25 protein-coding genes are annotated in these 24,555 nt (G+C 67.1%); 14 read left to right on the forward strand and 11 right to left on the reverse strand.

From position 1 onward, the window contains the following. Nucleotides 1–26 precede the first annotated feature (26 nt). The 3 genes from ABZS43_RS28870 to ABZS43_RS28880 all read right to left on the reverse strand — a co-directional run bounded on the left by ABZS43_RS28870 (nt 27) and on the right by ABZS43_RS28880 (nt 2,749). Nucleotides 27–1,271, reverse strand: a complete 1,245-nt coding sequence (locus ABZS43_RS28870) for a TerD family protein (protein ID WP_355039129.1) — start codon at nt 1,269–1,271, stop codon at nt 27–29. 135 nt (nt 1,272–1,406) lie between these two features. Continuing rightward, a complete protein-coding gene (locus ABZS43_RS28875) occupies nt 1,407–1,604 on the reverse strand; it encodes a hypothetical protein (RefSeq protein WP_355039130.1) in 198 nt (65 codons plus the stop codon). 701 nt (nt 1,605–2,305) lie between these two features. Further along, nucleotides 2,306–2,749 carry an SgcJ/EcaC family oxidoreductase gene (locus tag ABZS43_RS28880; protein WP_355039131.1) on the reverse strand — a complete coding sequence of 148 codons (444 nt, stop codon included), beginning with the start codon at nt 2,747–2,749 and terminating at the stop codon, nt 2,306–2,308. A 120-nt stretch (nt 2,750–2,869) separates the two neighbouring features. Between ABZS43_RS28880 and ABZS43_RS28885 the strand changes: the two genes are divergently transcribed. The 3 genes from ABZS43_RS28885 (at nt 2,870) to ABZS43_RS28895 (ending at nt 4,067) form a co-directional block, all read left to right on the forward strand. Further along, nucleotides 2,870–3,325: a MarR family transcriptional regulator gene (locus tag ABZS43_RS28885; protein ID WP_355039132.1), complete on the forward strand. Its 456-nt coding sequence runs from the start codon at nt 2,870–2,872 to the stop codon at nt 3,323–3,325. Nucleotides 3,326–3,652: 327 nt separating this feature from the next. Further along, nucleotides 3,653–3,862, forward strand: a complete 210-nt coding sequence (locus ABZS43_RS28890; protein ID WP_355039133.1) for a hypothetical protein — start codon at nt 3,653–3,655, stop codon at nt 3,860–3,862. 7 nt (nt 3,863–3,869) lie between these two features. Next, nucleotides 3,870–4,067 (forward strand): hypothetical protein, encoded by a 198-nt coding sequence (locus ABZS43_RS28895; protein ID WP_355039134.1) that lies wholly within the window; start codon nt 3,870–3,872, stop codon nt 4,065–4,067. An 85-nt stretch (nt 4,068–4,152) separates the two neighbouring features. On the opposite strand, the gene ABZS43_RS28900 is transcribed toward ABZS43_RS28895, so the two are convergent. Next, on the reverse strand, nt 4,153–4,404 hold the full coding sequence (locus ABZS43_RS28900; protein WP_355039135.1) for a hypothetical protein: 252 nt from the start codon (nt 4,402–4,404) through the stop codon (nt 4,153–4,155). A 43-nt stretch (nt 4,405–4,447) separates the two neighbouring features. Here ABZS43_RS28900 and ABZS43_RS28905 point away from each other — a divergent pair, with 43 nt between their 5' ends. Then, on the forward strand, nt 4,448–4,612 hold the full coding sequence (locus tag ABZS43_RS28905) for a hypothetical protein (RefSeq protein ID WP_355039136.1): 165 nt from the start codon (nt 4,448–4,450) through the stop codon (nt 4,610–4,612). Nucleotides 4,613–4,699: 87 nt separating this feature from the next. Next, the gene (locus tag ABZS43_RS28910; RefSeq protein WP_355039137.1) at nt 4,700–5,650 is read left to right on the forward strand and encodes an AEC family transporter; all 951 of its coding nucleotides are present in this window, start codon (nt 4,700–4,702) and stop codon (nt 5,648–5,650) included. Between the two features lie 162 nt (nt 5,651–5,812). On the opposite strand, the gene dmpG is transcribed toward ABZS43_RS28910, so the two are convergent. Genes dmpG through ABZS43_RS28925 form a run of 3 tightly spaced genes read right to left on the reverse strand, consistent with a single transcriptional unit; the run spans nt 5,813 to nt 8,656 of the window. Further along, nucleotides 5,813–6,847: a 4-hydroxy-2-oxovalerate aldolase gene (dmpG, locus tag ABZS43_RS28915; RefSeq protein WP_355039138.1), complete on the reverse strand. Its 1,035-nt coding sequence runs from the start codon at nt 6,845–6,847 to the stop codon at nt 5,813–5,815. Further along, nucleotides 6,844–7,815 (reverse strand): acetaldehyde dehydrogenase (acetylating), encoded by a 972-nt coding sequence (locus ABZS43_RS28920; protein ID WP_355039139.1) that lies wholly within the window; start codon nt 7,813–7,815, stop codon nt 6,844–6,846. The genes dmpG and ABZS43_RS28920 overlap by 4 nt, the downstream gene beginning before the upstream one ends. Continuing rightward, a complete protein-coding gene (locus ABZS43_RS28925; RefSeq protein WP_355039140.1) occupies nt 7,808–8,656 on the reverse strand; it encodes a fumarylacetoacetate hydrolase family protein in 849 nt (282 codons plus the stop codon). Before ABZS43_RS28925 ends, ABZS43_RS28920 begins: the two co-directional genes overlap by 8 nt. Nucleotides 8,657–8,758: 102 nt before the next feature. On the opposite strand from ABZS43_RS28925, the gene ABZS43_RS28930 reads away from it, so the two are divergent. Further along, nucleotides 8,759–9,535 (forward strand): IclR family transcriptional regulator, encoded by a 777-nt coding sequence (locus tag ABZS43_RS28930; protein ID WP_355039141.1) that lies wholly within the window; start codon nt 8,759–8,761, stop codon nt 9,533–9,535. Nucleotides 9,536–9,578: 43 nt separating this feature from the next. Here ABZS43_RS28930 and ABZS43_RS28935 read toward each other — a convergent pair whose 3' ends face one another. The 3 genes from ABZS43_RS28935 to ABZS43_RS28945 all read right to left on the reverse strand — a co-directional run bounded on the left by ABZS43_RS28935 (nt 9,579) and on the right by ABZS43_RS28945 (nt 14,114). Then, nucleotides 9,579–12,005, reverse strand: a complete 2,427-nt coding sequence (locus ABZS43_RS28935) for a hypothetical protein (protein WP_355039142.1) — start codon at nt 12,003–12,005, stop codon at nt 9,579–9,581. Nucleotides 12,006–12,190: 185 nt separating this feature from the next. Further along, on the reverse strand, nt 12,191–13,075 hold the full coding sequence (locus tag ABZS43_RS28940) for a universal stress protein (protein ID WP_355039143.1): 885 nt from the start codon (nt 13,073–13,075) through the stop codon (nt 12,191–12,193). Between the two features lie 298 nt (nt 13,076–13,373). Continuing rightward, entirely contained in the window at nt 13,374–14,114 is a 741-nt protein-coding gene (locus ABZS43_RS28945; protein ID WP_355039144.1) for a GntR family transcriptional regulator, read from the reverse strand. 227 nt (nt 14,115–14,341) lie between these two features. Here ABZS43_RS28945 and ABZS43_RS28950 point away from each other — a divergent pair, with 227 nt between their 5' ends. The 8 genes from ABZS43_RS28950 to ABZS43_RS28985 all read left to right on the forward strand — a co-directional run bounded on the left by ABZS43_RS28950 (nt 14,342) and on the right by ABZS43_RS28985 (nt 23,686). Beyond that, entirely contained in the window at nt 14,342–15,358 is a 1,017-nt protein-coding gene (locus ABZS43_RS28950; RefSeq protein ID WP_355039145.1) for a MaoC family dehydratase, read from the forward strand. Beyond that, entirely contained in the window at nt 15,355–16,581 is a 1,227-nt protein-coding gene (locus ABZS43_RS28955; RefSeq protein ID WP_355039146.1) for a CoA transferase, read from the forward strand. The genes ABZS43_RS28950 and ABZS43_RS28955 overlap by 4 nt, the downstream gene beginning before the upstream one ends. A 73-nt stretch (nt 16,582–16,654) precedes the next feature. Then, nucleotides 16,655–18,028: an NAD-dependent succinate-semialdehyde dehydrogenase gene (locus tag ABZS43_RS28960; RefSeq protein ID WP_355039147.1), complete on the forward strand. Its 1,374-nt coding sequence runs from the start codon at nt 16,655–16,657 to the stop codon at nt 18,026–18,028. 33 nt (nt 18,029–18,061) lie between these two features. Beyond that, nucleotides 18,062–19,270, forward strand: a complete 1,209-nt coding sequence (locus ABZS43_RS28965) for an acyl-CoA dehydrogenase family protein (RefSeq protein ID WP_355039148.1) — start codon at nt 18,062–18,064, stop codon at nt 19,268–19,270. Next, nucleotides 19,257–20,474, forward strand: coding sequence for a CaiB/BaiF CoA-transferase family protein (locus tag ABZS43_RS28970; RefSeq protein ID WP_355039149.1), 1,218 nt, complete (start codon nt 19,257–19,259; stop codon nt 20,472–20,474). The genes ABZS43_RS28965 and ABZS43_RS28970 overlap by 14 nt, the downstream gene beginning before the upstream one ends. A gap of 73 nt (nt 20,475–20,547) precedes the next feature. Continuing rightward, the gene (gene fabG, locus ABZS43_RS28975; protein WP_355039150.1) at nt 20,548–21,285 is read left to right on the forward strand and encodes a 3-oxoacyl-ACP reductase FabG; all 738 of its coding nucleotides are present in this window, start codon (nt 20,548–20,550) and stop codon (nt 21,283–21,285) included. Further along, a complete protein-coding gene (locus ABZS43_RS28980; protein WP_355039151.1) occupies nt 21,285–22,499 on the forward strand; it encodes an acetyl-CoA C-acetyltransferase in 1,215 nt (404 codons plus the stop codon). Before fabG ends, ABZS43_RS28980 begins: the two co-directional genes overlap by 1 nt. Continuing rightward, the gene (locus ABZS43_RS28985; RefSeq protein WP_355039152.1) at nt 22,496–23,686 is read left to right on the forward strand and encodes an acyl-CoA dehydrogenase family protein; all 1,191 of its coding nucleotides are present in this window, start codon (nt 22,496–22,498) and stop codon (nt 23,684–23,686) included. Before ABZS43_RS28980 ends, ABZS43_RS28985 begins: the two co-directional genes overlap by 4 nt. An 8-nt stretch (nt 23,687–23,694) precedes the next feature. Here ABZS43_RS28985 and ABZS43_RS28990 read toward each other — a convergent pair whose 3' ends face one another. After that, complete coding sequence (locus ABZS43_RS28990; RefSeq protein WP_355039153.1) at nt 23,695–24,465, reverse strand: SDR family NAD(P)-dependent oxidoreductase; 771 nt, start codon at nt 24,463–24,465, stop codon at nt 23,695–23,697. Nucleotides 24,466–24,555 lie beyond the last annotated feature (90 nt).

Genomic DNA, 24,555 nt, shown 5'->3' on the forward strand with positions numbered 1-24,555 from the left:
CAAAACGGTTCGTGTCGACGACCACGCTAGAGGAGAGTCGTCGACACGAACCGTTTGCCCGGATCGACCATCTTGCGCACGGTCGCACCCTTCGCGTATTCGCCGAGTCCCGTCATATTCCAGCCGTGCGCGCCGCGAGTGAGCATGCACATGAATACGCCCGTGGTCGACTCGCCCTTGCCCAGTTCGAAACGCACCAGCTCCGCCCCGGAGTGATCGTCAACCAGGCGGCAGTGCGCCCGGCCGACCTGGTCGAACGTGTGGCCCGCGAACGAGTTCACGGTGAAGACAAGGGCATAGACCTCAGGCGGCAACGCGGTGAGGTCGACCGCGATCACCTCGTCGTCGCCATCGCCGTGGCCGGTCAGGTTGTCGCCGGAATGCCGGATGACGCCGTCGAACGCCTCCCGCTTCATGAACCAGACATTGACCAGCTTCTTGGCCCTGTTGTCGTAGGCGATGACCGACGCGTCCAAGTCGATATTCCGGCCGCCCACCGCCGGATCCCACCCCAACCCCATCCGAACCCGGCTCAGCGGCGGCGCGCCCTGTTTGGTGAGTGCGACGGTTTCGTTCTTGCGCAGGGAAACTCGGCCCTTGTCCAGACTCACCGTCGGTTGCCCGAACCGCGGCGCGGCGGCGGGTTGCTGCGCGGCGGCCGGCGCCTGCCGGGCGTACTGGGGCTGCTGTTCGGGGTGCGGCTGGTGTACGGGTGCGGCAATCGGCTGCGACGTCACCGGCGCGGTGTACGGCGATGCGGGCCCGTCGGCGCTCGGCGGCGCATCGTCGACGGTGATCCCGAAATCGGAAGCGATACCGGCCAATCCATCGGCATAGCCCTGGCCGACCGCGCGCACCTTCCAAGCGTCCCCGCGCCGGTAGAGCTCACATGCGATCAGCGCGGTCTCCGAGCCGAGACCGGTCGGCGCGAAGGTGGCCACGATGGCCCCGGTCGCGTCATCGGTGACCGAGATACGCAGCGAGCCTGCCTGTCCCCAGTCGGCCGGACCCGAACCGTCGAGGCTCGCCGTGACGACAACTTTGTCGATATCGCCGGGCACCGCGCCGGGGACGACACGGATCGCGTCCGGGGCTTGCGCAGTCACGCCGGGCGCGGTCGGCTGGTTGTAGAAGACGAAGTCAGCGTCGGAGCGCACCTTTCCGTCGGAGGTGAGCAGCAGCGCGGCGACATCCACCGGCGTCGCCGCCGCGACCGCGACCCGGACCTCTCCCACGGTGATCGGCGCGTTCGCGCCCTTGACCAACTCCATCGCTGCCCTTCCGTCGGTGTCGTCCAACCATAGATGGGTCAGCGGGTTCGGTGATCGTGACCAGCGTCCGGGGCGTCCATGGTCGGGTGGGCGGTCTCCGTCACGGCGGCGGCAGCGGTACGGGCCGACGCGACATCAGTTACCGTCGCCCGGCCAGTGGTTCGTGCTCAACGGCACCGTCAGCGGCGCCTCGCTGATCCGAGCGGGAGGCGCCTCCTGATCACCCTCGCCATCGAAGAACACCGACATCCCTCCCACTACCAGCGCCACTGCCGCTGCCGCACCTAGCAGCGGCCGCAACAACCACAGCGGCCATCTTCGCGGTGTGTTCATCTCACGCTCCCGTCACGGCCCGACGTCTGATCAATCGCGAGGAGCAACTGCGTATTACACGAGGCGACGTGGTCACGCGTCGGCCATGGTGGTGGCGGAAGTCAGGCCCCGCGGCACCCTCGTCATCGGCGCCACCTCGCAACGCGAAAAGGCCCGACCGTTGACTGGTCCGGGTTTGGTTGTTCTACAACACCTCTCGGGTATCAACGCCGGCGGGCCCCGGCGCACTGTGCGCCGGGGCCCGGTGATCTTACGAAGGGATTCAGGTTCAGTTCTGTCCGTCGACCGGGCTGGTCGACGTCGGACAAGGTGCCCGATACTTTCCGGGCACGGAAAAGTCGAGTGAATGGTGCAGCGGCCACCTCCCTGGTCGAACGTACCTAGTGTCTGCGGTATTTCCTCATCCCCTCCGGCGGGCCGGCCGACTGCACCGGATTCTCTTCTCCACCGGAGGGGACGGTCGAACTTTGTCCTTCCGGACAGCTCACCTGCCCGGCCACTCGGCCTTCTCATCTCCAACGACAGCGACTCTAACTCGCTTGCACCAAAATGTCTACTCTCACTGCTACAGATTTTTTCGGTTGAGCGTATGGCTTTATCTCCCGAGTCGATCACGCATCCGTGACGGTGGGCGCGCATCCTCGACGTCGCCATGACGCGCCCCGCGCGCCCGGCGACTCCCGGGATCGCGATGGCGGCCATTACCGCGCCGCCGGTCGGGATGCGGGCTGCAGCGTGAAGGTCAGCGCCTCCATCAACGCTCGGCGTCGCGTCTTCTGTACCGCGGCGATGCGCCACTGACCGTCGGCATCGCGGACAACGGTGTAGGTGGCGAGCTTGCCGAGCTTCTTCGGCGCACGCTTGGCCGATTCACCTCGTGTCACGACCACCGCGGTGTCACCGTTATAGCGGCGGATTTCGATGATCTCGACGGTCAGGCGGGTGCCCTTCAGGAAACTGTCGAACAGCGCCTGATGGCCTCGACCGATCTCGGCGCCGCCGTGATAGACAGCGCCCATGTAGGTGACGTCGGTGGCGTCGTCGGTGAAACACGCGCCATATGCGGCACCGTCACCGCGGTCCCAGGCGTCCTGGCTGCGCTGGATGAGGGCGCGGATGGCGGCGGTGTCAGGGGCGGGGTGCATGAGATTTCTCCTCACTCGACCGTGACGGGAAGCTCTCCCGTGTTATTCTCTGCACAGACGCAGTATCTGCTGAAACACTGTTTCTTCGTTGAGGAAGAGATTACGAGGAGGGACCGCCCAGTGTCAACAGAACAGGCCGAGAACGACCCCGGCCGGGTTTTTCGCCGGTACCTGAGTTCGGTCGTGTTACACGCCCAGGCAGGCGCGCGGGCCGTTGGCCTCGGCGCCACCGACCTGTACGCCCTGAACATCCTGGAGCTGAGCGGCGCCATGACTCCCGGCGAGCTGGGCGCCAGGTCAGGACTGACCACCGGGCCCACCACCCGCCTCGTCGACCGCCTGGAGCAGGCGGGTTATGTGCGGCGCGTGGCGGATCCGGGCGACCGCCGCAAGGTCATCGTCGAACCGGTGGACCGCCCGGCCGGACTGGACAAGGCGCTCGCACCCGCGCGCCGCAGGATCGGCGAAATCATCCAGAGCTACACCCCCGAACAGCGGGAGTTGCTGTTCGACTACTTCGCCCGCGCGGCCGACGCCTATCAGCAGGCTGCCGGCGACATCACCGAAACCGGGTGACCGCGCCCGCGCGCTCCTCGTCGTCCGTGGTGTTCGCGACTTCCGCCCGGAGGTCCGTCGACTCCCCGGAGCTCGATCACGTCACCCCCTCGTATTGCCGCACGTGACCATCTCGACGAGTTCCCGCACTCCCCCACGATCGCATCACGGCATGTTATTGCGCATTCCAACATGCCCATGGCGCTGAACCTTGGCCTGGGCGTATCATGTTATCGTTCATTCCGCCATAATTCGGACAGCCCCTCGGCGTGACCCGCAGTAGCCGAATCGCAGGACGGCGAGGCACGCGACGAGGACGACCACCGGCAACGACGCAAGGGGTTCGCCATGAACACGGACTCTGCGGCACACGCGAGCACCACCGCACACCTGCGTGTCGGGGCCGCTATTCCGATCACCGCCGCCGCGAGGCACATCGGTGGTTCCTCGGACTACCGCTACCGAACGACGACCGACTTCGTCGACTCCGGGGCGATCCCGAGATCGGTCGACCTGTACACCGCGCCGGACACGCGCCCCATGACCGGACAGTGGTGAACCGCGCATGGAGGCAGAGCAGATCAGGCATATCCACATTCGAGTAGGCGTGCTCGCGTTGGACTATGTGGCGCCGATCGATCAAGCCGACGACGTAGCGCGCGTGCTGTCGTCATGTCACGCCGCACTCGAGGTTTCGGTCACTATCGATGACGATGTACGCGAAGGTCTGCCCCCATTGCCGTGCTCGACGTTGTGGCAATGACCTCGTCCCGGACCGAGAGGTGCGCGTCCGGACCGCCCCGGATACCGAGTTGCTCCCGCAGTTGGGTCGCCAATAGAGCGCCGCGTCATTCTGCGGCGGTGCCGGAGACGAATCGGTCGGGGCGCAGCGCGACGACGCCGCCGACGCGGACCCCGGCCTTCCGAAACCAACGGGCGAGTGCGCCGGTGTGATCTTCGACGTCGACGATATCGTCGCGGCCGTCACCGGGTTTGCCCTGCGGACGGCCGCCGAGTGGATACACCGTGACGAAGCGGATGCCGAGATCGGCGAGGAAGGCCAGATCGTCCCGATCGAAAGCGCGACGGGATCGTGGCACTCTACGACGATCCCGCGGACGCATGCAGCGTCAGATACCCGAGATGATCAGGGTGATCCTCAATTCGGGCACCTCGGTGCTGTTGCGCGACGAAGGCCTCGCCCCCTGCCGCCGCAGCCGCAGCTTTAGCGCGATCGCCGGGTTCGCCATCGGTGGCGCCGACCTGCCCGATGGCATCGACCGCGGCTTCGGTCCGTCCAGCCGGTAGCCGCTAGCGGGCGCGATCGTCGATGACCCGCGCGACCTGTGGTCGGGTAATACGCCCACCTTTGCCACCGACCGACGGGACCGTTCGATGAGCGAGATCGCCGCCACCCTCACCCAACTGCTGCCCATCGCCGCGCTCGTCGCCGCGGGCTGGTGGTTCGCGCGGCGGAAGATCATCGCCGCCGATGTGTCGAAACCACTGTGCGACTTGGCCTTCCTGTTACTGATCCCGGCGTATCTGTTTCCGAAGCTGTACGCGAGCGATCTCGGGCAGCTGTTCGACTTCACCGCGATCGGCGCGTACGCCGCGGCGGCGATCACCGCGATGGTGATCGTCGGCGTACTCTGCCTGCGCCGCACCGAACTCGGGGCCGCGGGTACCGCATTGCGGATGATGGCCGCCTGCCAAGTCAACACCGCCTACTTCGCCATCCCGGTATTCGTGCAGCTGTTCGATGACGCCACACCGATTTTCCCGATCCTGATCCTGCAGGTCTGCGGCCTGACCATCATCGTGTTGACCGTTCTGGAATTCGCCGGAGCCGACCACGTGACTGCGCGCCATCCCGCGGTGACCATTACTCGATCCGTCGGTGCGGCGCTGGCGACGCCTGTCGTCGTCGCGTGCGGCGCCGCCATCACCTTCAATGTCGCGTCGTGGCCGGTCCCCCACCCCGTCGTGTCGGGGTTGTCCTTCGCCGGGGACGCGGCGTCACCGGTCGCGCTGATCGCGCTCGGCCTGCATCTGGGTGGCTCCACACTGCGCCTGCGCGGCGCCACCCCGGACGAGAACGCGATCATCGCCTTCAAATGCGTGATACTGCCGCTGATGGTTTACGCTGTCGCCGAATACATTGTCCGCGTGGACGATCCGTGGCTGGCCTATCTCACGGTGCTGGCGGCCATGCCGACGCCACAGAACGTCTTCGTCCTCGCCGGGCGCTATGACGTCGATCTCGATTTCGCCGGATCGGTCGTCGTCAAGACCACCTTGGTGTCGCTGGCGTTGCTACCGGCCGTGACGCTTCTCGTGCGGTGAGCGCAAGCTCCGCGCGTGTGTGCGGCGGTGGGTTTCCGGTCTGCGCGGACATTCTCCGATCGAATGCACGGGATTGCGGCATCCCGCACGACGGATGTCCGCCCAGACCGGGCTCTCCACACCAGCGAGAGCGGCCGACGCGGCTGTACACGACCCGAATCCTCAGACCGCTTGGCGCTCAGCGACCATCGTCAACGCGATATCGACGATCATGTCCTCTTGACCGCCGACGAGACGACGACGGCCCGCCTCCAGCAGCAGCGTCCGCACATCGATTCCGTACCGTTCGCTGGCGGCCTCGGCATGCCGCAGGAAGCTGGAGTAGACCCCGGCATAGCCCAAGGTCAGCGTTTCGCGATCGACGCGCACCGGCCGGTCCTGCAGCGGACGGACCAGGTCGTCGGCCGCGTCCTGCAGTGCGAACACATCGCATCCGTGTTTCCAGCCCAGCACGTCGGCGACGGCGACGATGGCCTCGATGGGCGTATTCCCCGCCCCCGCGCCGTGCCCCGCGAGGGAGGCGTCGACTCGGACGACACCGTTCTCGACGGCGACGACCGAGTTGGCGACCGAAAGGGAGAGGTTTTCGTGAGCATGGATGCCGATCTCGGTGCCCTCATCGAGGACGTCCCGGTAGGCGCGGACCCGGTCGCGCACACCGTCCATGGTGAGCCGCCCGCCGGAATCGGTGACGTAGACGCAGTGCGCGCCGTAGCTCTCCATCAACGCAGCCTGGGCGGCGAGTTCCTCGGGCGGCGCCATATGGCTCATCATGAGGAATCCCGAGACGTCCATACCGATTTCGCGCGCCGTCGCGATATGTTGGGCGGAGACGTCGGCCTCCGTGCAGTGCGTCGCGATCCGCACGGATCGCACGCCCAGGTCGTACGCGCGTTTGAGGTCTTCGACAGTTCCGACCCCCGGCAACAGCAGTGTGGTCAGCCGCGCGCGGCTCAGATTGGCTGCCGCGGCTTCGATCCACGCCCAGTCGCTGTGCGAGCCGGGACCGTAGTTGACCGAACCACCGGCGAGCCCGTCACCGTGGGCGACTTCGATGGCGTCGACACCGGCGGCGTCGAGGGCAGCGACGATCCGTCCCACATTCTCGGGCGAAATCCGGTGCCGGACAGCGTGCATGCCATCGCGCAGCGTGACGTCCTGGACGAATACCGTCGGCGGCTGACTGTTCGAGCTCATCGGGCGGTCTCCTTCTGCTGAATGTTCTGCGCGATGCGCTCGGCGACCTGCAGTCCGGCCGAGGTCATGATGTCGAGATTCCCCGCGTACGCGGGCAGATAGTGCGCCGCGCCTTCGACTTCCAGGAATACCGAGACCCGATGCGTCGCGACCGTGGCGGTACCGTCGGCCAGCAGCGTGTGCACGGGCTGGTCGGCCGGTATCGGATCGATCTGGACTTCCTGCTTGAGCCGGTAGCCGGGCACATACGCCGCGACATCGCCCACCATCTTCGTCACCGATGCGCGGATGCGGTCGTGCGAATCGACATTCGGGGCGTGCACGAGGCAGAAGACCGTATCCCGCATGATGAGCGGGGGCTCCGCCGGATTGAGGATGATCACCGCCTTACCGCGTTCGGCGCCGCCGACGGCTTCGATGGCATGGGAGGTGGTCTCGGTGAACTCGTCGATATTGGCGCGGGTGCCCGGTCCCGCGGATTTGGAGGCGATCGACGCCACGATCTCGGCGTAGGCGACGGGGACGACCCGCGACACCGCGGCCACGATCGGGATGGTCGCCTGACCACCGCACGTCACCATATTCACGTTGACGGCGTCGAGGTGGTCTTCGAGATTGACCGCGGGGACGACGAACGGGCCGATCGCCGCCGGCGTCAGGTCGATCAAGCGTTTACCCAGCGGCGCCAGCAAGTCGTGATTGACCTTGTGGGCTTTCGCGGACGTCGCGTCGAAGACGATCTCGATTTCGTCGAACCCCGGCAGCGCGATCAGGCCGTCGACGCCTTCGTGGGTGGTCGGCACCTTCAGCCTCGCCGCACGGGCCAACCCGTCCGAATCGGGGTCGATGCCGACCATGGCCCCCATTTCCAGGAACCGGGAATGCCGGATGACCTTGATCATCAGGTCGGTGCCGATATTGCCCGACCCGATGATCGCGACCTTGGTGCGAATGGCGTGGTCACTCACTGGAAACCTCCGGCGTCGTGGAGAAGGACGCCGACACGGTGCCGACGCCGTCGATGGTGGCGGTGACCGTGGCGCCCGGGTACAGCGGACGCATCGGGCCGAGTGCCCCGGACAGGATCACCTGGCCTTTGCGCAGCGGATCGCCGAATGCCCGCGCCTGCTGAGCCAGCCATGCCAATGCGTTCAGCGGGTCGCCGAGGCAGGCCGCGCCGGTGCCGGTGGAGACGACCTCGCCATCGATCCGCATGCTCATGGCGACCTCGACCGGCTCGAAATCCGTGAGGGTCGGGCGCTGCGCGCCGAGGACGAACAATCCGCTCGACGCGTTGTCCGCCACCGTATCGGCGAACGAGATGTCCCAGTTGTCGATGCGGCTGTCGACGATCTCGAGCGCGGCGGCGGCGTATCCCACCGCCGATCGGCATTGCGCGACGTCGAGTGGACCTTCGGCGAGATCCTCCGCGAGGAAGAACGCGATCTCCGCCTCCGCCCTCGGCTGCAGGAGCCGGTCGATGGCGATCAGGTCGCCGTCGTCGTAGGCCATATCGGAGAACAGCACACCGAAATCCGGCTGGTCGACGCCCAATTGCTGCTGGACCGCTTCGGATGTCGCGCCGATCTTGCGGCCGACGACCGTGACACCGTCGGCCAACCGGGACGCGTTGAAACGTTCCTGCACGCGGTACGCGGTGTCGACGTCGTCCGGGCCGATCAGGGCACGAACCGGTGCGCAGGGTCGCCGCGTCGCCGCGGCGGCGATCAGGCGTTCCGCGGCGGCCGTGACGATGGAATCGTCGACGCGCGCTGTACCTGTGCCGACGATGCCGGCTCTGGTGGACATCTTGACCTCTTTCTCATCTCTCGGGTCGGTGTCGACCAGTCCACTCCTCGCACTGCCCGCCTGAACAGTAGAATGGTCCACTCAGTGGACCGAGAACAGGAAATGACCAGCATGGGGACACCGCGATTGGACGAGCGATCCGTCCTCGGCCGGGCTGTGCGAATACTCGAAGCGTTCACACTCGATGACGGGGCGGTCGGATTGTCCGAACTCACGCGCAGGACCGGCCTACCCAAGGCCACCGTCCACAGGATGTGCCGGGATCTGGTCGCGGCACGCTGGCTCGCGATCTCACCCGGGGGATACCGCCTCGGGCGAGGGCTGTTCGAACTGGGCATGCGCGCCGCCGCCGAGCGGACACTGCTCGAGGTCGCCGTCCCTTTCCTGCAGGATCTGTTCACCAGGACCAGGGAAACCGTGCATCTCGGCGTGCTCGACGGAGACGAGGTCGTCTACATCAGCAAGATCGGCGGACACCGTCAAGCACGGGCCCCATCCCGGGTCGGCGGCCGTATGCCGTTGTACTGCACGGCGATCGGCAAAGCGCTCCTGGCGTATTCAGAACAGGCGACGATCGATCGCGTCCTCGCGGGCCCCCTGACGCGACGCACCCCCCGCACCGTCGTCGGTCCCGGAATCCTGCGCGCCCAGCTCGACACCATCATCGAACAGGGAGTCGCCTACGAATACGAGGAATCGACCACGGGCATCGTCTGCATCGCGGCGGCGATACTCGATACCGACGACCGACCCCTGGCAGCGATCTCGATGACCGGTCCGACCACCCGATTCCGCCCCGAAGCCCACGCCGTACCGGTTCGAGCGGCGGCAGCCGGAATCGCGTCGATTCTGGCGCGACGAACCGGCTCACACCCTTAGCGGGCAGTCGGCGCGGAACCGAGGGGTTCGGTTCTCCGCCGACTCACCCGTCGACACCTCGTGCCCTCGCGACGGCACGATCCCACGCCGGGTCCGCGAAGAAGTCCGAGTGGCCATTCACCTTCGACACCTGCCTGGTTTGGCGGGCGCGATCCGCGGGGGTCGGGTCGAGCAGCCTCCAGTCGTTGCCGAATTCCCGTCGCCCGTAGACGGCGTCGATTCCGGTGTCGAGGATCGGCCCTTCCAGTGCTGCCCTCCCGATATCACCGAGGCCGATCGGTTCTCGCTTCGGCGGAAGGTCAGGTTTCCAGGACAGTACCGGCCCGGCGAGCGGATCGGTTTCCCGATACAGATTCACCCAGCCACCGTCGAGTTCGCCGAATACGGCCGCGATGGTCGCGAAGTTGATGTACCCCGGAAAGGCCCTGGGAAAGATGACCTGCAGTTGCGATCCGAAGGTGAGAAGCGAGACATATTGTCGTTGTTCGGGTTCGAGCCACAGCAGTGCCGCGAACGCGATCAGACTGCCCTGACTGTGCCCGCACACGACAATCGGACGTCGGATATCGGCCCTACCTTCGCGCTTCAGTCGTTCGAGGTGATAGGTAATGCGATCCCGGATATCTATGACCACATAGGTCGAATACGGTGGCGGCGCGAATGGGTGGGCGGCGTGCGGCCAGAAACAGAAGACGTCCCACACCGTATTGACGGTGCGGCGACTCTCCTGACCGGTCACCGCACTGCGGCCGAGAAGTACCAGCCGCCCCGCGACCGCGACGAGCACCCACGTTCCGAGCCAGATCACCGGATCGAACTGACCGGGTGCGACATCAGCGCCGGCCCAACGCAATAGCGTGGGCAATTGCCCGTCGGTATCCGCCGCCAGGCTCAACAGATGACGCCAGAAATGCTGAAGACCGACTACCTCGTGTGCCACGGCAACCGTCAGCAGGAGTGCCACGATGCCGAACAGAATCGAAATCGGCACGAGACAGTTCTTGAGGCGCGCGATCCCGATCGCCGCGGCGGCCTTGTTCTTCCACCGCTGTGAAATACCGAGATCGTCTTCGAGATCCGAGTACATCTCGTCGACATGGCGCCCACGACTCCCGGATCGGATTCGGAACAGTACGGCGACGACAACCATGACGCCGACCGCGAGTACGACGGTGATCCCCCACGCGTTCGCGATATGTTCCAGGATCGGCGACTTGTATGTGGCGCCGAGTAGTTGTGCCGATCCCTCGGCGACCGCGGCCGAGAACCCCAGACCGAGAAAGAATCCGGTCGACGTCACCCAATACGCGGCGGTGCCCCTGGCATACGGGCGAAACGAGGAGGGCGTCTTCGCCTGATCCGACCACGTCCGTACGGCGAGAAGTACCGTGGCGACCAGCAGGATGAGGAGCCCGATCAGACTGTACGACAGCAATACCGTTGCGCCGCTGTCGAATTGCACCATTCTATGCTGCTCGGCGACGGGTGTGTCCGTTCGGACCAGACCCACGCAGGACGCGACGACCAGAAGACACGCGCCCGCGAGAATCAGACGGGCAAGCCAACGTATGACCTTCCAGAGAGCTTCCGCCGGGGGCGGTGTTCCGTCCGTCAGCGCGGCAGAGCGCTCGGGATCACCCAGCAGCACGACGATGATCACCAGCGCGACAAGCCCGTATTTCGTCACGACGTCGAGCAGTCGATATTGATCGAACAGGCCCGCGCCCATGAAGGCGACTATCAGCGTCGCGAACGCCAGGTGCAGGTTGCGCAGCACCGGCGATTTGTGATCGCCCGCGAGAAAGCCGGGGCGCTGCAGGAGTGTCTGTCCGACAGTGTCCGGGGAATCCAGCTCCGCCGTCGTCTCCACGCGCGACACTCCTCGACCGGCGAGAGTGCTGATCAGCCAGATCAAGGCGACCGCGGCGAGCAACGCGACCGCGACAGCGAATTCATGAGCGGGCACGGATACGATCGGCACGGTCGCGGTGCCGATTCCGGCTATCCACGTCGGCAATGTCTGCCACGCCAGCAAGTCGGCAAGGATGTACGCCGAGGTGAACGCGAAGACACCGGTCATACACAGACTGACCAGCCGGAGCATCGCACCGCATACCGCGTGCAGCGCGTACCCGAACCGATCATCGATAGCGGGCCGAGGCAGCATGAACTGGGCGGCATTGAGAATTCCGAACGGGATCAGGACGAACCACAGCCCCTGCACCCAACTTCCGGCCGTGTAACTGCCCCAGTGATACGCCTCGATCAGCGGAGCGGAACTGTCGTTGGCGTCGCTCGCACTGCCATCACCGGTGACGTGGTAGATGCGACCTTTGTCGTCGCCCGCTACTTGCACGGCATGCCAACTCCGCAGTGTCGCTTCGGGTGGCGTCCCACTCACACCATGGATACGAACCTCGACCCACCCGCCGCTGGCCGCGTTCCGCTCCGCCTCGTTGCCGCCGTTCACCGCCGCCTCCGACTGAATCCGCCGATAGTCGGGACCGACACCGATACGATCCTCAACGACCGCGCATCTCGACTAGCTGGGACATGATGGTCGGAGCGTCATTCCGACCGCGTCCACTATGCCAGCACCCGCGATGCCGCCGCGGCCGACGCCGGTGAATCCGACGTCGGCTCAGATCGCGCGGCTCAGCGACCGCGGCAGATCAGGATCGGGCAGGGAGCGTGATGCAGTAGATTCTGGGTGGTCGATCCCACCATGAGCCCGGTGACACGGTTGTGTCCGTGGCTCCCGGTCACGACCAGTTGAGCGCCCGCGGAGTGTTCGAGGAATGCTTGCGCGGTCGGACTCTTCTGAACAACACGGGTCACCGTCACGTCCGGGTACTTCTCCCCCCAACCCGACAACCGCTCACCGAGCAGTTCCTCCTCCTGCTGAGCCAGCACATCCCAGCTGTCGGCCACCTGTGTCCACTGCAGCAGATCCGGGTCGTTCCAGGCGTGCAGCGCGACAACTCCCACCCCGAGCAGTGCCGCCAACTCGAAGGCGTGACCGACCGCCGCCTCGCTGTCTCGGGAGCCGTCGACCCCTACCAGGATCGGGCGCTGATCGGGCAGGGGGTGCGCGTGGTCCCCGCGCCATACCGCGACCGGGCAGCCCGCCTTGTTCGCCACGCGCAGTGCGGTCGAGCCCAAGAGCACCGTGCTGAACCGGTCGTTGGCGCTCGCGCCGACCACAAGCAGTCCGGCCGTCTCGCCGAGGGCGATGAGTTCCCGCGACGGAGACCCGTCCAGCACTCGTTCGCTGACCCGCGACTGCGGGAAGTCCTCGCGCACCGCGGCGGCGGCCTCGCGCACCTTGTCCTTCGCGACATCCCGCAGGAGCGGCAGGAGGTCGACCTGTGCCAGCGCGGCCGCGGTGAGCCGGTGGTCGAGGGCAGACACGACACCTACCAGCTCGAGCGGCGCCTTCTGCCTGGCGGCGATCGCGCCCGCCCACCGCGCGGCGGCAGGGGCGGCGCGGCTGCCGTCGATTCCGACGACGATCGACTGATGGTTCGCGAGGGTGGTCATCCGGGCTCCGCTCCGACTGTGTGCTGTGGGGTCTCGTCGCGCCGCCCCGCGACGACCGCGCGGTCGACACCATGGGAGTTGTCGAGTGCCTGCGGTAGCCGCCGTGGTCGGGCATCATCGACTATTCGCGTCGTGCGCTGGGCGACGACAGGGCCCGGCGGCCCTTGAACGTGGGACGTAGGTCCCCGCGCACCGGGTACAGCGGCCCCGCCCGGTTTCGGGCCACCCGCACAACGTCGAACCCGGTGGGCGAAGGCACATTTCGCGGCGAGGCTCGCCCTCTCGGCGCGAAATCCCCTCACAGCGTGCTGCGCCGCAGGGTGACGCGGTAGGTGTAGTGCTCGGGCAGGAAGTAGCTGATCGATAGATCGATCACCTGCCCGCCCGCGTCGGAGTACAACCGGTCGATCCGCAGCATGGGGTGTCCCGGCTCGCACCCGAGGCCGGTCGCGATCTCGGCGTTGGCGGGCGAGACCGTGATGGATTGGGCGGCTTCCACGATCGGACTGTCCAGCCGCGGTTCCAGCAGACCGATGACGGTATGCGAGCTCACCGCACCCGCTTCGACTTCGGGGGCATCGATCAGGGGCTTGGCGATATGTTCGGGAAGGTGGACGGTGGTCAGCACGAAGGGAACGCCTTCGTGGATGCGACGCAAGACCACCGTGTACACCACATCCGTGTCGAGGCGTAGACGGCTGGCCGCGTCGATGTCGACGCGGCGGTGCAGCGGGACGAGCACCTCCATCGAGGTGTCCGAGGACAGGTTCATCAGGTCCTCGATGGAACCGTGATGACGCAGGTAGCGGCCGTCGGATTCGGTGACGAAGGTGCCGCGGCCGGGGACTCGATAGACCGTGCCGTCGGCGACGAGATCCTGGAAGGCGCGGCGCACCGTCTGCCTGCTCACCCGATACCGCTGGGCGAGTTCGGCTTCGGTGGGCAGCTTGACGCCGTCGCGGTAGCTGCCCGCGGCGATTCCCGCGCGCAACTCACGGGACACCATTTGGTGTGCCGGTTCGGACTCCCGGGCGGTCATCGTGCTCCGCATCCTCCTGGCTCGACTGTTGACGGCCCGCCTCTCGGCATACCCGCCTGAACGGTGTTGATTTGTACGGCCATATATCCGTTATGTTCGGATCATATCTGTACATTGATCTTGACATAGCTGTTTGCGTACTGCCAATATTCGGACCATCGCCCGCGCCGAGCCGCAGTGCTCGCGCGGTGTCCGTGCCCGCCGACAGGATCGAGGTAGACCGCGCCGTGAACCGACGTGAGATGTTCGTCGGCGGACCGTATTTCGATGAACTCGAGCCCGGCGCCACCTTCGACTCGGCCCCCGCGGTCACCCTGACCAGTGGCCTCGCCGCGAGTCACCGGGCGATCCTCGGCGACCGGCTACGCCTGGCGTTGGACGCGTACACCGGCGAAGCGGTCATCGGGTCGGCCGCTCCCCTGGCGCCTCCCGGCCTGGTCTGGGATATCGCGATCGGTCAATCGACACTGGCCACCCACCACGTGAAGGCCAATCTGTTCTATCGCGGCCTGCGCTTCCACCGGTTTCCCGTGCTGGGCGACACCGTGCACACCCGCACCGAGGTGGTCGGCCTCCGGGAGAATTCCGCCAAACCGGGGCGCGCGCCGACCGGACTTGCCGCCCTGCGCATCACCTCCACCGACCAGCACGGCCGGATCATCCTCGACTTCCATCGCTGCGCGATGCTCCCGCTGAGCCCGGCGGCGGCCGAGGACCGGGTACGCCGCGCCGACGACCTCTCGGCGATCGGGGGCGACGCCGGCGGAACGGGGAATTCGGATACCCGATCCATCGACGGCTGGAATCTCGACGCCTACCGCGCGCTGGTGCCCGGCCCGCATTTCACCCCGGATCTCGTCGGCACCCTCTTCCGCAGCAGCGGCGACGTGGTGTCGAGCGCGCCGGAACTCGCCCGGCTCACCCTCAATATCGCCGCCGTACATCACGACGAACGCGTCGGCGAGGCCGGTCGCCTCGTATACGGCGGCCACACCATCGGATTGGCGTTCGGCCAGGCGACGCGGGCACTGCCCGCCCTGGTGACGGTGCTCGGCTGGCAATCCTGCGACCACACCGGCCCGGTGCGCGAGGGTGACACCCTCACCAGCGAACTGCGTGTGGAAGACGCCGAACCGTTCGGCGCGGGGACCGCCGTGCGACTGCGCTCGATCGTGCACGCGCACAACGGCGCCGACTCCGCCCGCCCGGTATTGGATTGGCGATTCACGGGATTGATGGCATGACCGAACTTCCCGGCATCCGCCCGCTGGCGGGTCTGCGCGTCGTGGAGGTGTCGAGTTTCGTCGCCGCGCCGCTTTGCGGGCTGACCCTGTCCCAACTCGGGGCCGAAGTGATCCGCATCGATCCGGTCGGCGGGGCCGGTGACAAGAACCGCTGGCCGGTCACCGACGCCGGGGAGAGTATCTACTGGGCCGGACTCAATCGCGGAAAACGCTCGGTCACCTGCGACCTTCGCAGCCCCGACGGTCGCGAAATCGTGCAGCGGCTCGTCACCGCGCCCGGCGACGGCGGTGGCATTCTGGTGACCAACGCCGGTGGGCGGGATTGGTTGGGCCACAACGCGTTACGTGAATTGCGTGACGATGTGATCACATTGCGGATCACCGGCAAGCGCGACGGCGGCGCCGCCGTGGACTACACCGTCAACGCCGCCACCGGATTCCCGCTGATCACCGGCTCCCCCGAGCACGGCGGCCCGGCCAATCACGTGCTGCCCGCCTGGGATGTCGCGTGCGGTCTGTACGCCGCGCTGGCGATCGCGGCGGCGGTGCGTCATCGCGAATCGACCGGGCAGGGAACCGCGATCGACCTGCCACTGGAAGACGTGGCACTGGCGATCTCCGGTCACCTGGGATATCTGACCGAGGTCCAGATCAACGGTGTCGAGCGCGAGGCCACCGGGAACGCCGTCTACGGCACCTACGGCAAGGATTTCCGCACCTCGGACGGCGCGCGGTTCATGGTGGTCGCGCTGACGCCGCGGCATATGCGCGATCTGGTGCGGATCACCGGACGAACCGAGGTGGTCTCTGCACTGGAATCGACACTGGGCGTGGACTTCTCGACCGATGCCGACCGCTACCGCCACCGCGCGCTGCTCGACGCGGTATTCGCGACCTGGTTCGCCGAGCACACCGCCGCCGAGGTGGACGCGGCGCTGTCGGACAGTTCGGTGCTGTTCGACCGCTACCGCGGCTTCGCCGAACTGGTCGGCAGCGGGGAACTCGAGGCCAACCCGCTGTTCGCCGCCCTCGACCAGCCGCGCATCGGCACCTACCTGGCAGCGGGACTGCCCGCCGCCTTCGACGGAAGGCACCTGTCGACCGGACCGGCTCCCGCGCTGGGCGCCGACGGCGCGGACGTCATGCGCGATCTGCTGGGAGCACAGCAGCACGAGATCGACAACCTGATCGAACGCGGATATCTGGGAGAGGCACAGCGATGAGCGGTCAGCGCCCGAAGGCGGCAGCGCAGCGTCACCACGCAGGGCGCCCGCACAGCGCGAAACGGACACAGCGATGAGCGATTACGCGACGATCAACCCCGCCACCGGGGCGGTGCTCGCACGTTTTCCCGAGGCGACCGACGCCGACATCGACGACGCCATCGCCCGGTCCGAGGCGGCCTATGACAACTGGCGGCGCGTCCCGCTCGAGCGGCGCGCGGATCTGCTGCGTCGCGTCGCGGGCCGGTTCCGGGACAACGCCGACGAACTGGCCGGGCTGCTGACCCTGGAGATGGGCAAGCCGGTCACCCAGGCACTCGGCGAGGTGGCGATCAGCGCCGCCATCTTCGAGTACTACGCCGATAACGCCGCGACGTTCCTGGCCGACGAGCCGCTGACCATCGCGGGAACCGGCACCGCGTTCGTCCGCACCGAGGCGATCGGCCCGCTGCTCGGCGTCATGCCGTGGAACTACCCGTACTACCAGGTCGCCCGCTTCGCCGCGCCGAACCTAGTGCTCGGCAACACTATTCTGCTCAAGCACGCGCAGATCTGCCCGCAGTCCGCGCTGGCGATCGCGAAGGTTTTCGCCGAGGTCGGCGCGCCGGATGCGGTGTACCTCAACGTATTCGCGAGTAACGACCAGGTCGCCCGGATCATCGCCGACCCGCGGGTGCGGGGTGTGTCGCTGACCGGTTCCGAGCGTGCCGGATCGGCGGTCGCCGAGGTCGCGGGCAGGCATCTGAAGAAGTACGTGCTCGAACTCGGCGGCTCCGATCCGTTCCTGGTACTCGATGACGCCGACCTCGGCCGGACCGTGACCGCCGCCGTGCGCAACCGTATGGCCAACGGCGGGCAGGCATGTACGGCGTCGAAGCGTTTCATCGTGCTCGACGAGGTGTACGACCGTTTCCTCGCGGCGTTCGTCGCCGCCATGCGGGAGCACGAACCGGGTGATCCCACCGATCCTGCGACGGTATTCGGGCCGCTGTCCTCACAGCGCGCGGTCGATGACCTCGCCCGCCAGGTGGACGACGCGATCGCGAAGGGGGCGACCGTGTCGACCGGCGGACAGCGCATCGAGGGGCCCGGCGCGTTCTTCCAGGCGACGGTGCTGACCGACGTGACGCCCGCGATGCGCGCCTACCGCGAGGAACTGTTCGGCCCGGTCGCGGTCGTCTATCGCGTCGATTCGGTCGACGCGGCGGTGGAACTCGCCAACGATTCCCCGTACGGGTTGGCGGCCTCGGTGTTCTGCGCGGACACCGAACTCGCCCGCGCGGTCGGCGACCGGCTCGAGACCGGGATGGTCTGGATCAACGGCGTCAGCGCGTCGTCGCCGGATCTGCCGTTCGGCGGCGTGAAGCGTTCCGGTGTCGGCCGCGAACTCGCGCACTACGGCATCGCCGAATTCGCCAATAAGAAGCTGGTTCGCAGCCCGCGCTGACCGATCCGCGACATATCCAGCAGAGGAGCATCGATGGCTGCCGACAGTACGAGCGCGAACCCGGTTTCCCAGGTATCCGCAGAGGATTTCGCCGACATCCTGGCCCAGACCCGCGCGTTCGTCCGCGACGCCGTGGTACCACGCGAACAGGAGATCGCCGACGCCGACCGCATCCCCGACGATATCCGCCGTGCCGCCGCCGATATGGGGCTGTTCGGCTACGCGATCCCGCAGGAGTGGGGCGGTCTCGGTCTCGACCTCGCCCAGGATGTCGAACTCGCGATGGAATTCGGATACACCACCCTGGCCTTCCGCTCGATGTTCGGCACCAATAACGGAATCGCCGGACAGGTGCTGGTAAACTACGGCACCGACGAGCAGAAACGGACCTGGCTGGAAGCCATCGCCTCCGGCGCTGTGGTCGCCTCGTTCGCGCTCACCGAACCCGGCGCGGGTTCCAACCCGGCCGGGCTGCGCACCAAAGCGGTTCGCGACGGCGATGATTGGGTGATCGACGGCGAGAAGCGGTTCATCACCAACGCGCCGTCGGCGGACCTGTTCGTCGTCTTCGCCCGCACCCGCGCCGCCGACGCCGACGGGCCGGGTATCGCGGTCTTCCTCGTGCCCGCCGACACCGCGGGCGTCGAGGTCGGCGTCAAGGATCGCAAGATGGGCCAGGAGGGCGCGTGGACCTCCGACGTGCGTTTCACCGGCGTGCGGGTTCCGGCGTCGGCGCTGGTCGGCGGCAGCGAGGACGTCGGGTACCGGGCCGCGATGGTGTCGCTGACCCGTGGCCGGGTGCATATCGCCGCACTCGCCGTCGGCGCGGCGCAACGCGCCCTCGACGAATCGGTGCGCTACGCCGCCACCGCGACGCAGGGCGGCACCCCGATCGGGGATTTCCAACTGGTGCAGGCGATGATCGCCGACCAGCACACCGGTGTGCTCGCGGGCCGGGCGCTGGTTCGCGATGTCGCGGCGCGCTACGTCTCCGGGGAGGACCGACGGGTCGGGCCGTCGGCGGCGAAGCTGTACTGCACCGAAATGGTCGGCAATGTCGCCGATCTCGCGGTGCAGATCCACGGCGGCACCGGCTACATGCGCGAGGTCGCGGTCGAGCGGATCTACCGCGAGGTGCGATTGCTGCGATTGTACGAGGGCACCAGCGAGATCCAGCGGCTCATCATCGGCGGGCAACTGGTCAAGCGGGCCGTGCGGGAGGCGAGCGGTGGACAGCGCTGAGCCGCAAGCCGAGAAGGGTTCGGGGGATCTGCCGCTGCACGGTGTGACCGTCGTCAGTCTCGAGCAGGCCGTCGCCGCCCCCATGGCCAGCCGTCACCTCGCCGACTTCGGCGCGCGGGTCATCAAGGTGGAGCGGGTCGGCGAAGGCGACTTCGCCCGCAACTACGACGCCGCCGTGCACGGCCTGGCCTCGCATTTCGTGTGGCTCAACCGCGGCAAGGAGTCGATCGCGCTCGACCTGAAGGACGAGCGGGGCTTGGAGGTGTTGCGGCAGTTGATCGCCCGCGCCGACGTCTTCATCCAGAACCTCGCGCCCGGAGCCGCGCAACGTCTCGGGCTCGGCGCGGACGAGCTGCGCCGCGATCACCCCGGTTTGATCGTGGTGAACATCAGCGGGTACGGCACCGACGGCCCGCACCGCGACCGCAAGGCCTACGACATGCTCATTCAGGCCGAGACCGGCCTGTGCTCGATCACGGGAACACCGGAGACCGCCACCAAGACCGGTGTGCCGTCGGCCGATATCGCCTCGGGCCTCTACGCCATGTCCTCGGTGCAGGCCGCGCTGTTCCGCCGGGAGCGCACCGGCGCGGGCGCGACCATCGAGATCTCGATGTTCGACTCGACCGTGGAATGGCTCGGGCACTCCATGTACATGCAGATGTATCAGGACAAACAGGTACAGCGCATGGGGTTGTCGCACGCCTCGATCGCGCCCTACGACGCCTACCCGACCGAGGACGGACAGATCCTGATCGGCGTGCAGAACGACCGCGGCTGGCGCGCCCTCGTCACCGATGTCTTCGGCTGCCCCGAACTCGCCGACGACGAGCGTTTCGCCACCAATATCGAGCGGGTGCGCCACCGCGCGCAGGTCGACGCCGCCGTCGCCGCGCAGACCCGCCGCTTCGGCACCGCCGAACTCGACGAACTGCTGGCCGCGGCCGGTATACCCGCCGCGCAACTCAACGATATGAAAAGTCTGATCGCGCACCCGCAACTGTCGGCCCGCGACCGGTGGCGCGAGGTGGACACCGAGGCGGGCCCGATCCGCGCGGTACTTCCGCCGATGACGTTCGAGGACGTGCAGATGCGCATGGACCCCGTGCCCGCGCTGGGGCAACAGACCGACGCCGTGCTGGCCGAATTGGGCCGCACCGCAGAGCAGATCGCGCGACTGCGCGCGGACGGTGTCGTGCAGTGACATCCCATCGACATCCCCCATCGACATCCCCATCGACATCAGCCATCGGGACAACCAAGGATCGGAGCTGAGCATGAGCTTGCTGGAGGGTCGGGTGGCCGTGATCACCGGTGCGGCCCAGGGAATCGGGCTGCAGATCGCGCGCACCTTCGTCGCCGAGGGCGCGAAGGTCGCCATCGGCGATATCAACGACGAGGCGGGGGCGGCGGCCGTCGCCGAACTCGGCGGCGAGTCGGTCGCCCGCTACGCGCGTTGCGACGTGCGCGACGCGGCGCAGGTGGAGGCGTTGATCGATGCCGCCGAACAGTTCGGTCCGCTCGCGGTATTCGTCAACAACGCGGGCATGACACGCGACGCCACGATGCGCAAGATGACCGAATCCGATTTCGACGACGTCATCGCCGTGCACCTCAAGGGCACCTGGAACGGCACGAGGATCGCCGCGGACCGGATGCGCGAGCACGGGCGCGGCGCCATCGTCAACATCTCCTCGCTGTCCGGCAAGATCGGCCTGCCCGGCCAGACCAACTACTCGGCAGCCAAGGCGGGCATCGTCGGTCTCACCAAGGCCGCGGCGAAGGAAGTCGCGTTCAAGAACGTCCGCGTCAACGCCGTGCAACCCGGTCTCATCCGCACCGCGATGACCGAGGCCATGCCGCAGAAGGTCTGGGACCAGAAGATGGCCGAGATTCCGCTCGGCCGCGCGGGCGAACCGAGCGAAGTCGCCTCCGTGGTGCTGTTCCTGGCCTCGGACCTGTCGTCCTATATGACCGGTGCCGTTCTCGAAGTCACCGGCGGAAGGTTCATGTGATGCGTGACGTGGTGATCTGCGAACCGATTCGCAGCCCGATCGGCCGATTCGGCGGCTCGCTGAGCAGCCTCGCCGCCACCGACCTCGGCGAGGCGGTGCTTCGCGCCCTGCTCGAGCGCACCGGCCTGCCCGTCGAGGCGATCGATGACGTGGTGCTCGGCAACTGCTACCCCAACAGCGAGGCCCCCGCGATCGGTCGGGTTGTCGCGCTGAACGCGGGACTGCCGGTGACCGTGCCCGGAATGCAGGTGGACCGCCGCTGCGGGTCGGGTCTGCAGTCGGTGTTGCAGGCCGGTATGCAGGTCGCGACCGGCGCGAGCGATCTCGTCGTCGCGGGCGGCGTGGAGAGCATGAGCAATGTCGTGTTCTACGCCACCGATATGCGTTTCGGCGTCAAGGGTCCGAGTGTGAGCCTGCACGACGGCCTCGTCAGGGGCCGGGTCACCGCGGGCGGACGCGACTACCCCGTGGCAGGCGGGATGCTGGAGACCGCGGAGAACCTGCGCCGCGAATACGGCATCACCCGCGCCGAGCAGGACGAACTCGCCGTCACCTCGCATCAGCGCGCCGTCGCCGCCCAGCGCCGCGGCGTCTTCGCCGAGGAGATCGTGCCCATCACGGTGAAATCCCGTGCGGGGGAAGCCGTGATCGACACCGACGAGCATCCGCGCGAGGATTCCACCGTCGAGAAACTGGCGAGGTTGAAGCCGGTGCTCGGCGGCTCGGACCCGGAGGCGACCGTCACCGCGGGCAACTCCAGCGGCCAGAACGACGCCGCCGCCCTGTGCGTCGTCACCCACGCCGCGCGCGCCGAACAACTCGGTCTGCGCCCGCTGGCGCGACTGGTGTCGTGGGGTGTGGCCGGCGTGCAGCCGAAGGTGATGGGCATCGGCCCGGTACCCGCCACCCAGGCCGCGCTCGACCGCGCCGGACTGAAACTGTCCGATATCGACCTGATCGAACTCAATGAGGCGTTCGCCGCCCAGGTACTCGCCTGCACCCGCGAATGGGGTTTCGGCGCGAGCGATTTCGATCGTCTCAACGTGCACGGCTCCGGTATCTCGCTCGGCCACCCCGTCGGCGCCACCGGTACGAGGATGCTGGCGACCATGACCAGGGAGATGCGTCGCCGCGAGGCCCGCTACGGCCTGGAGACCATGTGCATCGGCGGCGGGCAGGGCCTGGCCGCCATCTTCGAAAGGGTCGGCTCGTGACCCGGCTCGCCCGGACCGCGGGACTCACCGAGGTCCAGACCGAAATCCTCGCCACCGTGCGCGCTTTCGTCGACCGCGAGATCATCCCGAACGCGCAGCGCCTCGAGCATTCCGACACCTATCCCACCGACATCGTCGAACGGATGAAGGAGATCGGCCTGTTCGGCATCACCATCCCCGAGGAATACGGCGGCCTCGGCGAATCGCTGCTCACCTACGCCCTGGTGGTGGAGGAGATCGCGCGCGGCTGGATGAGCGTATCCGGTGTCATCAACACCCATTTCATCGTCGCGCACATGATCGCCGGACACGGCACCGACGCCCAGAAGACGCACTACCTGCCGAAGATGGCGACCGGGGAGATCCGCGGCTCGTTCTCGATGTCCGAACCCGACCTCGGCTCCGACGTCGCCGCCATCAAGACCCGCGCCACCCGCTCCGGCGACGGCTACGTCATCGACGGCGCGAAGATGTGGCTCACCAACGGCTCCACGTCCAACCTCACCGCCGTCCTGGTGAAAACCGATCTGGGCGAACCGAAACCGCACCGGAACCTCACCACCTTCCTGGTCGAGAAACCCGAAGGCGTCGGCGAGGTGCTGCCCGGCCTCACCATCCCCGGCAAGATCGACAAGATGGGCTACAAGGGCGTCGACACCACCGAGGCCCTCTTCGACGGTTTCCGCATCGACGCCGAGGCCATCCTCGGCGGCACGCCGGGCAAAGGTTTCTCGCACATGATGGACGGCATCGAAGTCGGCCGCGTCAATGTCGCCGCCCGCGCCTGCGGCATCGCCATCCGCGCTTTCGAACTCGCCATCGGCTACGCCCAGCAGCGCTCCACCTTCGGCAAACCCATCGCCGAACACCAGGCCATCGCCTTCAAACTCGCCGAAATGGCGACCAAGGTCGAAGCCGCCCACCTCATGATGGTCAACGCCGCCCGCGCCAAGGACTCCGGCGAACGCAACGACGTCGTCGCGGGCATGGCCAAACTCATCGCCAGCGAGTACTGCGCCGAGGTGACCCAGGAGGCCTTCCGCATCCACGGCGGTTTCGGCTACTCGAAGGAAGCCGAAATCGAGCGATTGATGCGCGAAGCGCCGTTCCTGCTGATCGGTGAGGGCACCAGCGAGATCCAGAAGACCATCATCAGCAAGGGACTGCTGCGGGAATACCGGATCTGAACTCGTCCCTACGGGATGCCACCGTCGGACCGCAGAATCGATCCGGAGGTGTAGCTGGACGCGTCGGATGCGAGAAAGAGTGCGGCGCCGACGATTTCGGACGGGTTACCGGCTCGCTGCAGCGCATGCGCGGCGAACGGGTTCCGCGATGGTTCCAGGGAGTCCAAACCCCACGCCTTGCTGACATCGGTGAGGTACGGGCCCGCCATCAACGTGTTCACTCGCACGGTGGGGCCGAACGCCAGCGCGAGACCTTCGGTCATCGCGTTGAGCCCGGCCTTCGCCGCCGCGTACGGGACGATCCACGGCGTCGGGCGCAGCGATCCGGTCGAGCTGACGTTGATGATCGACCCGCGCCCCGCCTCGACCATTCGCTCGCCCACCAGCGCCGCCAACCTGAACGGGCCCTTGAGATTGAGGTTGAGTACCGAGTCGAACAACTTCTCGCTGACCGCTGTGAGCGAGTCGTAGACCGGCTGCATTCCGGCGTTGTTGATCAGTGTGTCGACCTTGCCGAACCGTGCGTAGGCGGCATCAACGAGGCCGTCGAGTTCGTCCCATCGGCCCACGTGTACACGGTAGGGCAGCGCGGAACGGCCGGTGGCGGCCTGGATCTCGTCGGCGGTCGCCGCGCACGAATCGTAGTCGCGGCTCGCGATGATCACGTCGGCTCCGCAATGCGCGGTGGCGAACGCCATCTCACGGCCGAGCCCGCGGCTGCCGCCGGTGATCAGCACTACCTGATCGGTCAGATCGAAAATGCGGTCGGCGTATCCCATCGGTGGCTCCTTGTCGGTGGTGACCTCGCGTCAGCTACCGACCCGACTTCCCGACCCCGGCCGGTAAGCCTTGCCATCTACCTGCGCACT

Origin of the sequence: Nocardia sp. NPDC005366 (assembly GCF_040606855.1) — a bacterium.
Taxonomy (GTDB): domain Bacteria; phylum Actinomycetota; class Actinomycetes; order Mycobacteriales; family Mycobacteriaceae; genus Nocardia.

Excerpts from the sequence above, each read along its gene's own strand:
- ABZS43_RS28870 (WP_355039129.1), bottom strand. The coding sequence starts at position 1,271 with ATGGAGTTGGTCAAGGGCGCGAACGCGCCGATCACCGTGGGAGAGGTC.
- ABZS43_RS28875 (WP_355039130.1), bottom strand. The coding sequence starts at position 1,604 with ATGAACACACCGCGAAGATGGCCGCTGTGGTTGTTGCGGCCGCTGCTA.
- ABZS43_RS28880 (WP_355039131.1), bottom strand. The coding sequence starts at position 2,749 with ATGCACCCCGCCCCTGACACCGCCGCCATCCGCGCCCTCATCCAGCGC.
- ABZS43_RS28890 (WP_355039133.1), top strand. The coding sequence starts at position 3,653 with ATGAACACGGACTCTGCGGCACACGCGAGCACCACCGCACACCTGCGT.
- ABZS43_RS28895 (WP_355039134.1), top strand. The coding sequence starts at position 3,870 with ATGGAGGCAGAGCAGATCAGGCATATCCACATTCGAGTAGGCGTGCTC.
- ABZS43_RS28905 (WP_355039136.1), top strand. The coding sequence starts at position 4,448 with ATGATCAGGGTGATCCTCAATTCGGGCACCTCGGTGCTGTTGCGCGAC.
- ABZS43_RS28910 (WP_355039137.1), top strand. The coding sequence starts at position 4,700 with ATGAGCGAGATCGCCGCCACCCTCACCCAACTGCTGCCCATCGCCGCG.
- dmpG (WP_355039138.1), bottom strand. The coding sequence starts at position 6,847 with ATGAGCTCGAACAGTCAGCCGCCGACGGTATTCGTCCAGGACGTCACG.
- ABZS43_RS28925 (WP_355039140.1), bottom strand. The coding sequence starts at position 8,656 with ATGTCCACCAGAGCCGGCATCGTCGGCACAGGTACAGCGCGCGTCGAC.
- ABZS43_RS28930 (WP_355039141.1), top strand. The coding sequence starts at position 8,759 with ATGACCAGCATGGGGACACCGCGATTGGACGAGCGATCCGTCCTCGGC.
- ABZS43_RS28940 (WP_355039143.1), bottom strand. The coding sequence starts at position 13,075 with ATGACCACCCTCGCGAACCATCAGTCGATCGTCGTCGGAATCGACGGC.
- ABZS43_RS28945 (WP_355039144.1), bottom strand. The coding sequence starts at position 14,114 with ATGACCGCCCGGGAGTCCGAACCGGCACACCAAATGGTGTCCCGTGAG.
- ABZS43_RS28955 (WP_355039146.1), top strand. The coding sequence starts at position 15,355 with ATGACCGAACTTCCCGGCATCCGCCCGCTGGCGGGTCTGCGCGTCGTG.
- ABZS43_RS28960 (WP_355039147.1), top strand. The coding sequence starts at position 16,655 with ATGAGCGATTACGCGACGATCAACCCCGCCACCGGGGCGGTGCTCGCA.
- ABZS43_RS28965 (WP_355039148.1), top strand. The coding sequence starts at position 18,062 with ATGGCTGCCGACAGTACGAGCGCGAACCCGGTTTCCCAGGTATCCGCA.
- fabG (WP_355039150.1), top strand. The coding sequence starts at position 20,548 with ATGAGCTTGCTGGAGGGTCGGGTGGCCGTGATCACCGGTGCGGCCCAG.
- ABZS43_RS28980 (WP_355039151.1), top strand. The coding sequence starts at position 21,285 with ATGCGTGACGTGGTGATCTGCGAACCGATTCGCAGCCCGATCGGCCGA.
- ABZS43_RS28990 (WP_355039153.1), bottom strand. The coding sequence starts at position 24,465 with ATGGGATACGCCGACCGCATTTTCGATCTGACCGATCAGGTAGTGCTG.